Genomic DNA, 340 nt, shown 5'->3' on the forward strand with positions numbered 1-340 from the left:
GGGTTGTGGGTTGGTTGTTGGTTGAGAATTGCACAGTGGACGCGAGCATCTTGTTTTCTGTGGTTAAGTTGTCAAGGGCGAACGGTGGATGCCTTGGCACCAGGAGCCGATGAAGGACGTGGGAGGCCGCGATAGGCCTGGGGGAGCTGTCAACCTAGCTGTGATCCCAGGGTGTCCGAATGGGGGAACCTGGCACGAGTCATGTCGTGTCACCTGTATCTGAATTCATAGGGTGCAGGGGGGAACGCGGGGAAGTGAAACATCTCAGTACCCGTAGGAAGAGAAAACAACATGTGATTCCGTGAGTAGTGGCGAGCGAAAGCGGATCGAGCCTAAACCG

The 340-nt window shown here is 55.6% G+C and carries 1 rRNA gene; it reads left to right on the forward strand.

Annotated features, from left to right (window positions below):
• Nucleotides 1–61: 61 nt before the first annotated feature.
• Nucleotides 62–340, forward strand: a 23S ribosomal RNA gene (locus RAN62_RS41020); the annotation flags it as partial.

Source organism: Symbioplanes lichenis, from assembly GCF_030709675.1.
GTDB classification, from domain to species: Bacteria; Actinomycetota; Actinomycetes; order Mycobacteriales; family Micromonosporaceae; genus Actinoplanes; species Actinoplanes lichenis.